10 protein-coding genes are annotated in these 13855 nt (G+C 40.9%); all 10 read right to left on the bottom strand.

The genetic code is table 11. The features are described from left to right. Positions 1 to 5: 5 nt before the first annotated feature. The 10 genes from ACTJKA_RS05385 to ACTJKA_RS05340 all read right to left on the bottom strand — a co-directional run bounded on the left by ACTJKA_RS05385 (position 6) and on the right by ACTJKA_RS05340 (position 13838). Positions 6 to 1250: an NAD(P)H-dependent oxidoreductase gene (locus ACTJKA_RS05385; protein WP_008344966.1), complete on the bottom strand. Its 1245-nt coding sequence runs from the start codon at positions 1248 to 1250 to the stop codon at positions 6 to 8. 243 nt (positions 1251 to 1493) lie between these two features. Then, positions 1494 to 2432, bottom strand: a complete 939-nt coding sequence (locus ACTJKA_RS05380; RefSeq protein ID WP_007499742.1) for a sugar-binding transcriptional regulator — start codon at positions 2430 to 2432, stop codon at positions 1494 to 1496. Between the two features lie 150 nt (positions 2433 to 2582). Next, the gene (gene sigG / locus ACTJKA_RS05375; protein WP_171465307.1) at positions 2583 to 3362 is read right to left on the bottom strand and encodes an RNA polymerase sporulation sigma factor SigG; all 780 of its coding nucleotides are present in this window, start codon (positions 3360 to 3362) and stop codon (positions 2583 to 2585) included. A 144-nt stretch (positions 3363 to 3506) separates the two neighbouring features. Further along, complete coding sequence (sigE, locus tag ACTJKA_RS05370) at positions 3507 to 4226, bottom strand: RNA polymerase sporulation sigma factor SigE (RefSeq protein WP_007499746.1); 720 nt, start codon at positions 4224 to 4226, stop codon at positions 3507 to 3509. A 59-nt stretch (positions 4227 to 4285) separates the two neighbouring features. Next, positions 4286 to 5215: a sigma-E processing peptidase SpoIIGA gene (spoIIGA, locus tag ACTJKA_RS05365; protein ID WP_017367198.1), complete on the bottom strand. Its 930-nt coding sequence runs from the start codon at positions 5213 to 5215 to the stop codon at positions 4286 to 4288. Positions 5216 to 5463: 248 nt separating this feature from the next. Further along, positions 5464 to 9783 (bottom strand): S8 family peptidase, encoded by a 4320-nt coding sequence (locus tag ACTJKA_RS05360; RefSeq protein WP_171465306.1) that lies wholly within the window; start codon positions 9781 to 9783, stop codon positions 5464 to 5466. 300 nt (positions 9784 to 10083) lie between these two features. Next, the gene (ftsZ, locus tag ACTJKA_RS05355) at positions 10084 to 11229 is read right to left on the bottom strand and encodes a cell division protein FtsZ (protein WP_007499752.1); all 1146 of its coding nucleotides are present in this window, start codon (positions 11227 to 11229) and stop codon (positions 10084 to 10086) included. A 33-nt stretch (positions 11230 to 11262) separates the two neighbouring features. Further along, positions 11263 to 12585 carry a cell division protein FtsA gene (gene ftsA, locus ACTJKA_RS05350; protein WP_007499754.1) on the bottom strand — a complete coding sequence of 441 codons (1323 nt, stop codon included), beginning with the start codon at positions 12583 to 12585 and terminating at the stop codon, positions 11263 to 11265. A gap of 159 nt (positions 12586 to 12744) precedes the next feature. Beyond that, the gene (locus ACTJKA_RS05345) at positions 12745 to 13113 is read right to left on the bottom strand and encodes a small basic family protein (protein ID WP_003210988.1); all 369 of its coding nucleotides are present in this window, start codon (positions 13111 to 13113) and stop codon (positions 12745 to 12747) included. Beyond that, entirely contained in the window at positions 13113 to 13838 is a 726-nt protein-coding gene (locus tag ACTJKA_RS05340; RefSeq protein ID WP_171465305.1) for a DUF881 domain-containing protein, read from the bottom strand. The genes ACTJKA_RS05345 and ACTJKA_RS05340 overlap by 1 nt, the downstream gene beginning before the upstream one ends. Positions 13839 to 13855 lie beyond the last annotated feature (17 nt).

Raw genomic sequence — 13855 nt, 5'->3', positions numbered from 1 at the left:
CGTCCTTATGATTGAAATAAGTGATCTTGTAATGAACGCAGCTTCCAGACCGTTGTGTTTGAATCAAGTTCTACATCATCATGAGATAGGAATTGCCCCAATTTGATATCTTTTTTCGCTACCACTTTTCCGCTGATTAAGCCAATTGGGATGTGGCCGTTCGCTTTCATGTCTTGATGTGTTTCAAGTACACCTCTTACGGAGTATCCGCCAATACCATCAAGTGTTTCTCCTGCTTTAATATCTCTTTTCGCCACAGCGACAGTTTCTGATACTGGTACACCAATTGGATGGATTGAAGAATCGTGTTGTAAGACTGCTTTTGCGATCGTCACTGGTGTTTCAAGGCTTGCTAAGTGGAAAGGACGATACAGTGTGTAGTGAGGACCTTTTCCAACTTTTAAGTAACGAAGCTCTTCATCTACTGGCTCAAGATCACTCTTGACGATGACAAAGACACCTGGTGCCAGTCCGTTTACATATTCAACGACTCCGAAGTTATCCAGTACGCCGCCTTGCTGTTTTTGATTTAATTTATCTGCTACATTTTCTAAATTCGCTTCTACTCCGTGCATGCCGACTTTATCAGGCAAAAGTCCTGTTGCATTACTTAATAGGTTCATTTCTGCCATCGTTTTTGTTCCGTCTTGGAATGCTGCCAGCATGTGGGCACTCATATGTTTACTATCTGCTTCAGCTTTACACGTATCTGGGTTTGCTTCTGGGAAGAATGGGTTGTTCTTACCTTTCCCAGCAACCAATACTTCAAGCCCCATTGTTTTTGCAAATTCGTATAGTTCTAGCGTTGCTGCTGGTTCATCTCCAGCTGATCCAGAGTAAACAAGTCCTGCATTCGTGAATAATTTATGCATGACCAAACCGATCGTAATATCGACTTCTACATTTAAAAGAACGAGATGTTTTTTTGAATTAAGCGCTTCCAAAGAAATGTTTGCTCCGACCTCTGGAACACCTGTTGCATCCACAACGACTTCCACAGAATCTGATTGAATCACTTCTCTGTAATCATTTGTGACGACCATTTGATGTGGTTTCGCATGTTGCTTGTAAAAATTCGCTGCTTTCTCAGCTGCACTAAGATGAATATCACAAACACCTGCGACAATCATACCTGGAATTTTAGAAATTTGTGAAATGAGTCCAAAGCCCATTTGGCCTGCCCCGATAATCCCAACTTTGATTGGATCTCCGCTGCGTTCTCGTGCTAACAATTGTTGATAAATTGACATCTAAATCATCCTTTCAGGTTTTCTTGCTTCACAATAGATTGCTAGAAAAATAATCTGAAACTTTTAACAAATGTTATAAAAATTAACAAAAATCTGTTTCTTGTAACATTTGTTATTTTATTTATCATTTGTTATGAACTTAGTTTATATGATGTGTCAACTTTGTGTCAAGATAAAATCGATAAAATTTTCAATCTTTTTGAGTCTAAAGACTCAAAAAAACTACCTAATCGGCTTAGGTAGTTACTTTAATAGGGCATCTCCGGTTTGTTCATCTGTAATTAACACATGAATTAATCCACCTTCTAACGCTGCCCTGATCGCTTCAATTTTTTCTTCTCCTCCAGCGACACCAATCACAAGCGGGATCTCTTTCAATTTTTGAGGACTGATCCCCATCACCCGGTCGTTCCACGGATGCGGATACACTTCACCTTTATGATCAATAAAGTTATAACAAATGTCACCCGCGACATCTTTCGCTTGCAGGATATCTTCCTCACCACTTGTCATATAGGATTTCACCATCGTTGAATGTTGCGGAACCCCGCCTATTCCTACGACTGCGATATTTGATGATTCTCCTAATTCAATGACTTTTTTGATCGACGGCTGTCTAATGAGTACATCTTTCGCTTCTTTCGTATCAAGCATGACAGGCACATGTAAAAACTCACATTTGGATTTGAGTGCTTCTGAGCATCTTCCAATAATATAGTTGGCATGAATATCAACATCTTCATTTCCGACGCCTCCGACTAGCGGAACAAATGTCACAGACGGAAAATGCTGAACAGACGTAAGCGCTTTCGCCATTTCATGCAAGGTTGTCCCTGATGAAAAACCGATGACTTGTCCATCCTTCATGACTTTTAATAAAAAGCCCGCAGCCGCAGCTCCTATTCGACTTTTTGTTGTTTCTTGACTGAGAGATTCCACACACACGACTTCTCGCAGCCCGTATTTTCGCTCTATTTTTCTTTCTAACGAACCATATTGTTGATTTACTTCATCATGAATAATGATTTCCACGATTCCTGCTTCACGTGCTTTTGCCAAATATTTCGATATGAGCGAACGGCTAACCCCAACAGCTTCTGCAATTTTAGATTGAGTGGCGCCTTCTTCATAGTACATATGCGCAACCTTAATGAGCAGCCTTCTTTCATCATGGAATGTCATAATAACCCTTCTTTCCGCTTCTCTATTCCCTCACAAATGATATTTCAAATAACATTTGTTAAAAACAGATTAAATGAAAAAAATAACAGAGTCAATACTAGAGATGGGTTCTCTAAAAAGAATGAAAAAAGCCGCACATCAGCGGCGGCTTTAAAAAATATTTTTATTCATTTGTTTGATTGCTGCTTTTTCAAGCCTTGATACTTGTGCTTGAGAAATGCCGATTTCTTCTGCCACTTCCATTTGTGTTTTGCCTTGGAAAAAGCGTTTACGAAGAATCATTGTTTCTCGATCATTCAATCTGCGCATTCCCTCTTTTAAGGCCAATTCTTCTACCCATTGTGTATCTTTGTTCCGTTCATCACTAATTTGATCCATCACATAAATCGGATCTCCTCCGTCATTATAAATCGGTTCAAACAAAGAAACAGGATCTTGAATGGCATCTAGGGCAAAAACAATTTCCTCATGAGGGACTTCTAACACTTTGGCAATGTCTTCTGCCGTTGGTTCCTTGCTTGTCTCACTAATTAGTCTCTCACGGACTTGAAGCGCCTTATAGGCAATATCTCTTAGTGAACGAGACACCCGGATAGGGTTGTTATCGCGCAAGTATCGACGGATTTCTCCTATGATCATAGGGACCGCATAAGTTGAAAATCTGACATTGTGGCTTAAATCAAAATTATCAATTGATTTCATTAATCCGATACAGCCTACTTGGAAGAGATCATCAACATACTCGCCTCTGTTGTTAAAACGCTGAATCACACTTAAAACCAACCGCAAATTGCCATTGACTAGCTTTTCTCTTGCTGTATCATCACCTTCATCTTGCAGCTGTCTGAATAATTTTCTCATCTCGTCGTTTTTCAGAACAGGCAGTTTGGAGGTGTCGACTCCGCAGATTTCCACTTTATTTCTGGACACTTTTTTCCCTCCCTACAGGAGCTGTTGTACAAAGTTCAGTATCTCCGTGGGATGGAAAAATATGCACGGTCTATGACGAGAAAGATGTGAAAAAATGGTGATCCCTTTGACAGTACAGGGATAAAGCTTTCAAAAAAATTTTTTTTAGACCATCTTATTAAATTCTTTTTGCAATCGTTTAATAATTCTTTTTTCGAGCCTTGAAATATAGGACTGAGAAATACCAAGCATGTCGGCAACATCTTTTTGGGTTTTTTCTTCACCGCCAACTAAACCGAACCTCAGTTCCATGATCTGTTTTTCACGATCGTTTAATTGTTCTAACGCTTTTTTCAGTAATTTTTTATCGACATTTGCTTCAATATCCCGGGTGATAATATCATCATCTGTCCCAAGTACATCTGATAAAAGCAATTCATTGCCGTCCCAGTCGATGTTAAGCGGTTCATCAAAGGATACTTCTGAACGGATTTTATTATTTCGGCGTAAATACATCAAAATCTCATTTTCAATACACCTAGACGCATATGTGGCCAGTTTGATCTTTTTTTCTGGATTAAACGTATTTACTGCCTTTATGAGGCCTATCGTTCCGATACTAATCAAATCCTCAATGTTAATGCCTGTGTTTTCAAATTTTCTTGCGATATAAACGACCAATCGCAAGTTTCTTTCGATCAAAATGGCTCGTGCTGTTTGATCACCTTTTGGTAATTTAACGAGCAATTCTTGTTCTTCATCCTTTGATAACGGCGGAGGCAGTGCCTCACTTCCACCAATATAATAAATCTCATCACTCTTTAGCCCTAGCTTCATGAGGAGTTTATACCAGTAGTAAGTGAGTTTAAATTTTAATTTTTTCATCTTCTTCTCCCTTCTAAATGTCCAGTTGACTTCGTAAGATAAAAGACATCACAAAAAAACTACGACACCCCTTGTATCATTTTTCCGTCTAACATCTCTGGATGAATGATGGATTGAAATTCCTGATCTGCTGATAATCCACTTAGACTCATCCCAACAAAACACTTCGCTGGCTGGATCATATGCGTTTTTGTATAAAGGACGACCGTATCTGGTTTAAAGCATAGTAGAAACCCGTGATCATGACCGACTGCGCGATATGGAACGAGTCTTAAACGATCAAGCAGCGGAAAATGGTCATCAAGCTTTTGCATCACTTCAACAGGATGAAACTGTTTCATTTTTTCTATAAATGGCTCTCCGAAAATAGATGTGAGCTGATCGAGCTGGACGATCATGACAGGTGTTTTCGTCAATGGATCATACAGCTGATTTCCAGAATCGACCAGACCATTTAAGCGGATCGTTTCTCCTTGAATGTGTATCTCCACAAGTACTTGTTCGTCATATTGTCTTTTTTTCGCACCAACCTCTCCTAATCGTTTCTTTGAAAACAGCCAAATGGCCGGAAAGCCAGTGAGAACAAAAAGCCAGCTAATGGGATCACCAAATCCATCATTTTGTGAAATAAGCAGTCCATCTTGAATGACTGTATTTGTCTGCAAAAACGAATGAACCCCGATCATGCCCCCTCCCATCAAAAATGTGACAAAGTAAAAAGCAAACAGGTTTTGAAAAAAGGAACGAAATCTTTGAAAGCCAAAGGTTCCAAGCACGATCAAGACAGAAAAAAGCAGTTTGCCTAAAGGGTGCGACACAATCATTGCAAATGGCGTAAAGAGCAAGAGAACAATGCTCGATCCAATGAGAGCTCCTAACATATATCGCCTTTTTTTCACTTGTCGTTTGAGAATAAATGCCGTGAGTAAGAGCAGCAATAGATCAAAACAAAAGTTTAACAGCCAAATCACATCTAAATAAATGACCACCTTCTGCTCCTTTCATCTGAAACAAAGAATCAAAAGCAGTACTTGCACTTGTTTGTACCAGTATAAAACAGTCATAGGATGGAAGTCTGTCAATTCTTGTAGGGGATGATAGAGAACTTTTGGTGGATTGTTATCGTTTTTGTCGACGTATGAAACAGAAAGAACATCAGGATGATTTGTTGGACAAGTGTCTCCTCTATCAATTGCACAAAAAAGACACGCTCCGAAGAGTCGTGTCTTTTTCGCTGTCATTCTTTCTCATTGATGGTGAGTGTTCCTTCTGCCTTCTGTCTTGTGACATTTCCATAATCATCTTTGACAATGACTTCAATCACTGCACCTTTTGCTTTTGCAATAGATGTCGCCGTCCAGTAGCCTTCATACGTTCCCGGTGCTACTTCACGAATCGGCAGTTCGGTTGTGTTTTGAAGTTTTGATCTAGCATTTGTCAGCGGCATATGAAGAACAAAGGTGGCATCTAGCTTTTCCCTGCTTTTAAATGAAATCTTAACCGATTCACCTGATGATAGATTCATATTGTCTTTTGGCGTTAATTCAGAAATGATAGGTGCATCATATTGTACATCGATGTCGACCTTTTTAGTCGTTTTGTTTCCAGCCGCATCTTTTGCTGTCACTTTGATTGTATTTTTCCCGTTCTCAAGCAGCACCCTTGCAGAATATGCCCCATCCTTTACGGTCGCTTTTTTTCCATTGACTGTGACTTGATCTAGATAATCATCCGCTACTTTCCCTTCCACCGTGAGTGATTCTCTATTAGACTTGTCGCCTTTTTTCGGTGTATCAATGGTCAATGTCGGTGCTGTTTGATCGATGATCACCTTGACTGGCTTGGAATGTTTTGTTGAGCCTTTATCCGTTACAGTCGCCGCCGTGAAGACATGCTCTCCACTTGGAACAGATACATTTTCTTTGAAAGTACCCGACTCATCTGATTTGACGTTGGCCACCTCTTCATCATTCTGATAAATGGCCACATCGAGTCCCGGAGAGGCTGTGCCTTCAATCGTCAATTCACCTTGATTTGTAATGGTTCCTTCCTTTGGAGAAGTGATTTCTGGTACATCTGCTTCATAGTTTACGAGCGCACGTATCATATAATTCCCCTCTTCTTTCGGAGAAGGAGAAAAAGCACCGCTCGTCAGCTGCCAGCTTCTTTCAGCATTAGGGCCATCTTCATCTGTGGCAAGTCCCGGAGATTCGGTATTCTTTTTCGTTTGAATATAAACAAGATAGAAATCGCCATCCACTGTAATGGCTTGATCTTCTAAATCTACTTTTGTCCATTCACCATTACGCAGCGCATTTGCTTTTAAAGGTCCTGCGATTTTCTCACCTGGTGCCCCACCCTTCCCAGAAGCATCATATACTTCAACAGCAAATTCATCGCCTCCAGGAGCTGGCCATTCTGATGTCCAAAACCGGAAAAGACCACCTGTGACTTGTGCTTGTTTCTTTCCTTTTTCTAATGAAAACTTCACAGCCCAACCATTGCCAGGATCGTAGAAAGCCCGTGCATTTTCAGCCGTTCCATCATCATAGCCAATCTCTCCCGGAAAACCGATAAAAGGCTCAAGTTTCACTGACTTTTCAAGCGGCTTTTCCGTCACATCCGCTGTAAACGTATAGCCTTTAAACCCCTTCGCAAAAATTTTGACTGTATAGACACCGCTTAATGCCTCTAGAGAAAATTCACCGGATTCATCTGTTTTCACCGGCTCAATTTTTGCGTCCTCCACAAGATAAACAGTTGCATTCTTCACCTTTTCACCAGTTGTTTCATTGACGACCGTGCCGGAGATCGTTCGTTTCTCTAGCGGCTGTAAGGAGAAATTCGCTTCTGCTGTTTCTTTTGATGCCACTTTGACTTTTTGGGACCGTGATTCAAAGCCGTAAGCTTCCGCTTTCACTGTCCATTCTCCTGCTCCTTGAGACAGCTGATATTTCCCTGTCGCTTCATCGGTGGAAGTTGATTTTCCGCTTTCTAGAACACTGATTTGCGCTCTCATTGGAAGAGCTTGAATAGACGGAGCATCATGACTGTTTTGCTTTTGAATTTGTACATGTTTATTTTTTACTTTAGCAGGCTTTGCCTTTTTTGGATCAACTGATTTTTTATTCTGGCTTGTGGATTTTTCTTTTTTGATCACACCCAGCTGGTTCTTGGCTTGTTGAGACAAAGCCTCATCTGTGATTTTCACATCATCTAAATAAAAGCCATCTTTTGTGACACTGCCATCTGTTCTTATCTGAAACAGGACTCTCACTTTTTGACCTTTATAAGCAGATAAATCAACTTCGCCTGCTGTCCACGCATTTGTTTTTCCCGTATAAGCTGTCGCTTGAACGGCGTCTTCACCCTCTGGCTGTACATAGACATGCACATAATCATAATTGGCTTCGAGATCATGCCAGTATTGATATTGCAGGTAGGAAGAACCTGAATCTGGTACAGCAATGAGCGGCATAGACAAATTGGCGTCCGTTTTATTTTCATAAGGACTGTCTAAATTGGTGGCGTAGACATGCTCCCCGCTAAATGCTTGTTTTGGACCTGTGGACGGTTTTCCCCACTGCCACGGATCTTTTGTTCCACCACTGAACCATCCACTTGGCCATGCTTCAAAATCTTGTGAGTAGCCAGTGGTGATGGATGTTTTAATTGGAAGTGTATAAGGATCTGATGCCGCTTCATTTTCTCCAAAATCTTTCACAATCCATCGGTACGTCACGTATTCCCCCTCAAGTTCAGGGAGCTGCACCGTATAGGTTCCTTTTAAATGATTTCCATCCGTGCGGTTGGCTTGCAGCGTCTCCCATTCACCTTGATCTACTCGATAAGTCAAGGAAACATTTGTCACTGCTATCCCATCTTCTGCAGTGATGGTCAATGGGGTTGGCGTTGCAGTAAAAATTTCATTCGGACCTTTATGTGAAAAAACAGGTGGTTCTGTATCTTCTCCCTCTTTTGTCACCTGACCTTCAATCGTACCGATTCCATTGGTTAAAGCAGTAATCGCCTCTCTTGCATCAACTAACCCTGCCCCATAGCCGTTGTTAGGGGATTCAGGAAATTGCTGATCTGTCAGTGGTCTCGCTGTCTCAATGAGAATTTGCTGAATTTCATCAACAGAAAGGTCTGATTGCACTTGGCGGAGAAGAAGAGCAACAGCCGAGACATGCGGACCTGCCATCGATGTACCATTCCACCCATCCTCATATCCTTTTCCCGGGATCGAAGAACGAATGTTTACTCCCGGAGCAGCAATATCTGGTTTCATTACGCCATATGGAGAAGGACCCTGAAGGGAGAAAGACCCTAACTTGTTGTCCTGATCTGTTGCGCCTGTAGCAAAGGCTTCTTGATAGTTAGCGGGATTTGCAATCGAACCCGCGCCGCCTGGATTGAATAAATCGGTATTACCGGCTGAAAATTCTGGAAAGATGTCTGCTGCTCTCCAAGCATTCACTACATCTTTATACCAATCATCAAGACCTGGGCCACCGCCCCACGAATTATTCACAACATCAGGTGCCTTTTCTGGGTGAGGATTTCCGTTTTGATCTTTCGGTGCTAAAATCCACTCACCGGCATCTAACAGATCAGCATCTGTACCGCCATCTTCTGAAAAAGCTTTCACTGCAATCCATTCTGCTCCCGGTGCGACCCCAATTTGATTTTTTCCGTCTGGCTCAGAACCAACCATTGTGCCTGTCACATGGGTCCCATGCTCCAAGTCATCATAAGGGACTTCAGATCCTGTCGTGGCATCATACCAATTCAGTTCATGAGATGGTTCGTTCGGACGAGCAGGGTCAAACCCGCGGTATTTTTCTTTTAGCGCAGGATGATCCCATTCGACACCTGTATCAATACTTGCCACAACGGTTCCAGTCCCGTCATAGCCTAAATCCCACGCTTCTGGTGCATGCACCTGAGCAATATTCCATTCAACTCCATCTACTGCTTTGATTTGTTTGTTTGGCTTAGCATGCTTCAAATCAACAGGACGATGAAGTTGACGTGTTTCATTCGGCAGCACTTGAGCTACTTCTGGAAAAGAAGCAACCTTTTCCATCACTTCTTTTGTTGCCGTCACAGCTAGACCATTCACAATATAGTAGGAATGAATATCTTTCACTTGCTTATTCTTTTTTTCCTTTTGTAAATACGCTAGGAGCGCTTGCTGCGTTTCATCAGATGTTGCTCTCAGCTCAGATACAACGGCTGATCTTTTTGTGTACTGCGTTTTAGCCGCGGTTAATTTTTGTTTTTTTGCTTTTGATACAGCTTCTTTTGCTACTTTTTGTACATTCGTTTGTTCCTTCATTTTGACTAAGAAGGTCACCTTATCTTCCTTTTGAAACTGCTTCTTTAATCTCGAAGAAATCTTGGCTTTTGTTGTCTTAGAGGAAACGGCTTCCTCCTGATATGAGGTAGAAGTCGATTTTGCTTGAACCATCCCAAAGCTTGTCATCGTTAAAGTACCAATCACCAAAAGACTTATGAAACGATAGACGGCGGTTTTGCGAAACTTCACTTTCAATAAAATCCCTCCTCCTCAAATGGTCAAACAGTGTGTATCCTGCCCCTCCCCCTTCTTTTTGATCATGACAAGTTTCTTGGTGTTCTCATTAATGTAGTCAAATAAAGTTCAACATTTTGTCGTTTTTTGTAAAGGAAATTAAAAATGATTCTTTTGACTTAAAAAACTCAAGCCAAAACACATACAATAGTTCCAAATAACACGAGGAAATAAGACTTTTATATCAATCAGGTTCAGGATCTTCTCACCATGCAGACATAAAAAAACCCCTTCCAAAGGAAGGGGTTGAATCGTGCTTGCTTATCGTTTATTGCGGTTACGTAAGAACGTTGGGATATCCAATGTATCATCACTTGACTGTGTATTTTGTCTTGGTTGTGATGATGTTTGCTGATGTTCTTCACGTTTTACTTCACGCTTTTGTGGAATGGATTGATTTTGCTTTAATCCTTGTCCTAATGGATTTCTTTGAGGTTTTGTCACTTCGGGCTCTTGCTCAATAAAACCGGTTGCGATGACTGTGACCACAATTTCATCCTTCAAGTTATCATTAATGACAGATCCAAAGATCATGTTGACATCTTCATCAGAGGCTGATGCAACAATATCCGCTGCTTCTTGTACCTCATAAAGACTAAGGTTCGTACCACCAGTAATATTCATGATAACACCTTGTGCTCCATCAATCGCTGTTTCAAGAAGTGGTGAAGAAATGGCTTTTTTCGCTGCTTCAGCAGCACGGTTTTCGCCTGTTGCGACACCAATTCCCATAAGAGCTGAACCTTTGTTAGACATGATCGTTTTCACGTCAGCAAAGTCAAGGTTAATTAAACCTGGTGTTGCAATGAGATCTGAGATCCCTTGAACACCTTGTCTTAACACGTTATCTGCTGCACGGAATGCTTCAAGCATTGGCGTGTTTTTATCGACAATTTCAAGCAGGCGATCGTTTGGAATCACGATTAACGTATCAACTGCTTCTTTCATAGAAGCAATTCCTTCAACTGCTTGAAGCTGACGCTTTCTTCCTTCAAATGTGAAAGGACGAGTCACAACTCCAACTGTCAAGGCTCCAGAATCTTTTGCGATTTTCGCAATGACAGGTGCAGCACCCGTACCAGTTCCACCGCCCATACCGGCTGTCACAAAGACCATGTCAGCGCCTTTTAGGACTTCTTCAATTTGTTCTTTGCTTTCTTCAGCAGCTTTTTTACCGACTTCAGGATTCGCACCTGCTCCAAGCCCTCTTGTCAGCTTAGCACCGATTTGCATTTTTGTTTCTGCTTTTGATAAGTTTAACGCCTGTGCATCTGTATTCACTGCAATAAAATCGACACCCTGTACGTCATTTTCAATCATTCGGTTGACAGCGTTATTTCCACCGCCACCTACACCGATTACTTTAATTGATGCTAGGCCGTCTATATTTGTTTCAAACTCCAACATGCTGAATCCTCCTAATCCGTCGAAAATCTAGTTCTATTCCCAGAACATATTAAATAGTTTTTTCATTTTGCCCGGTTTTTTATTTGTCTCTTGTTGCGCTTTTTGTTTCACTTTCGGTCTTGGCTGAGCTTCTTTTACTTGTGGTGTAGAAGAAACCGGCTCCATGGACGCGCCTACTTCATGAAATGCTTCATCCGGCATTTGGAATCCAACCTGTCTGCCCTGAATCTTTGCATTGCGATAAGCAAAATGGATCAGGCCCACTCCTGTCATATATTGAGGTTCCCTGACCCCAATATAATTAGGACTTGCGATTCTTACATTGTTTTGTAAGACCGTTTGTGCCAGAGAAAGAATACCTGGTATAGCTGCCTGTCCACCTGTTAGAACGAATCCGCCAGGCAAATCATGGACACCCATATTGCGTAATTCCTCTGCCACAAAAAGCAGAATCTCTTCCAATCGTGCTTCGATGATATTGGCTGCTTCAAGTTGTGTATACGTCTGTTTTTGGTCCGTACCGATGACGGAAACTTCAAATGTCTCCTCAGACGATGCCTCATCATAGAATGCATGCCCAAATTGCTTTTTGATTCGTTCAGCTTCTTCAGTGGAAGTTCTAAGTCCTATAGACAAATCTTTTGTAATGTTCTCTCCGCCCAATGGGATACTGTGAGTAGAATAGAGATGCCCGTTTTCAAATACGGATATCGTAGTAGAGCCGCCGCCAATATCGACAAGAGCTACCCCTAGATTTTTTTCATCTTTCGATAACGCTGCTGAACCCGATGCGAGTGGCTGCAAGCAAATATCCATAATTTCAATACCAGCCCGCTCTACACATCGGAGCCAGTTATGTAGAATCGTTTTAGAACCTGTGATTAACGATCCATCCACTTCTAGCCGTACACCTAGCATTTTTTTCGGATCTGTGATCTCATCTCTTCCGTCGACGATAAATTGTCTCGGAATGACGTCTACTACGAGATGTTCTTGAGGAATAGATACTACCTGTGCAGCATCCAAGACACGTCTCACATCTTCAGCATGTATTTCTTTATTTTCACTAGACACTGCGACCACGCCGCTCGTATTCTGAATATGAATGTGGTTTCCGTTAATTCCGACTATCGCCTTTTGTAAAGGAAAACCTACCATTCTCTCAGCCTGTTCAAATGCTTGTCTAATAGAATGAACTGTTTCATCTATATCAACAATCGATCCTTTTTTTAACCCCTCTGAAGGGACATTTCCAACACCTATAATGTTAAGCGAATCATCCGCCATTTCTCCGACGATGACTTTTATATTGGATGTACCGATGTCAAGGCTGACGTAAATTTCATTGTTGTTCATTCTATGGCACCTCCTCACATATCAATACTTTCTATTCTATTATTTGCTGAACAACAATACAATGAATGTGTTTTTACAAGTGTGTAACAAAACTTAAAAAATCAACATTTTTTATTAGGATTACTGAAAATATTCGTTACATCATATGTATATCCTTTTTTATGACTCACTTTTTTTCTTTTTTTCTCTAGAAATTGTCCATTTTGTTAGTAGAATTCTTCGAATAACGGCGATATTTTGAAACAATCTAACACCGAATGCAAACATTCCGACTAAATACAAGTCTACACCAAGATGGACGCCCAGAAAAGCTAAACTTATTGCGAGTATAATATTAAAGAAGAAACCTGATACAAACACTAGTTCATCGTATGCCCCTTGCAGATGTGCTCTGATTCCACCAATCAATGTATCAAGCGCAGCAAGTACAGCGAGGGAAAGATAGTTAGAATACTCATTCGGTATCGTAAAATTCGTTAAGAAACCGATCGCAACTCCTATGATTAAACCAAGTACAGGAAGCCACATTAAGATTTTCCCTCCTTTACATCGTCAAGAGGCTTCAATTCATTTAATTGAATTGTACCGTCAAATGCTTTTAAATGAATTTTTTTCTTCGGCGGTCTAATACTCAAACTGAAATTTTCCTGAGCAAACAAATCACCAATATCTGATACATTTAAACGGCTGTATAATTTATCGGCCTGCTCGCTGACCATCTTAATCGTGACTGTATCACCATCTATGCTGTAACCATCCATTTTCGTCGTACCATTAATATCTCGAATAACACTGGTGTTAATCACCCGGTGTTCATTAATGGAAATATGTTTTGCCCCAAACATATTGGCTTCGTTGATTAATTTTTTCAGAAGATCAGGTGGTATATTTTTGACTTCTTCTCCGGTAAGTTCCTTAGAAAAAAGCTGAGTAATTTCTATTTCGATTCCTTCACCCGTTACCTCTGTAAAACCAGCCTTTTCTTTCAAATCCTTCAACGTTTTTGTTAATTGTGATTCTTTGGATTGATCTTCTTGGTTGCCATACTTTTTTAGCATTTCATCATATTTATCAATTTCTTTCAACAAATCCAGTTCCTTACTTTTAGATGCAGATAAATCCTCTCTTAATTCCCAAACGTCTCGAGTATCGCGAACTTTAGGCTTTTGTAGAGAGTTAAACTGGATGGAGACCATGATGCCAAATATGACCATCAGGACTGTCAAACTAAGTAATGGCTTCTTTTTCCTCAACACCACTCACCTTTTCA

It is taken from the genome of Bacillus sp. 22190, assembly GCF_052045575.1.
Lineage (GTDB): Bacteria > Bacillota > Bacilli > Bacillales > Bacillaceae > Bacillus > Bacillus altitudinis.
This window is presented reverse-complemented; position numbering and strand designations above follow the sequence as displayed.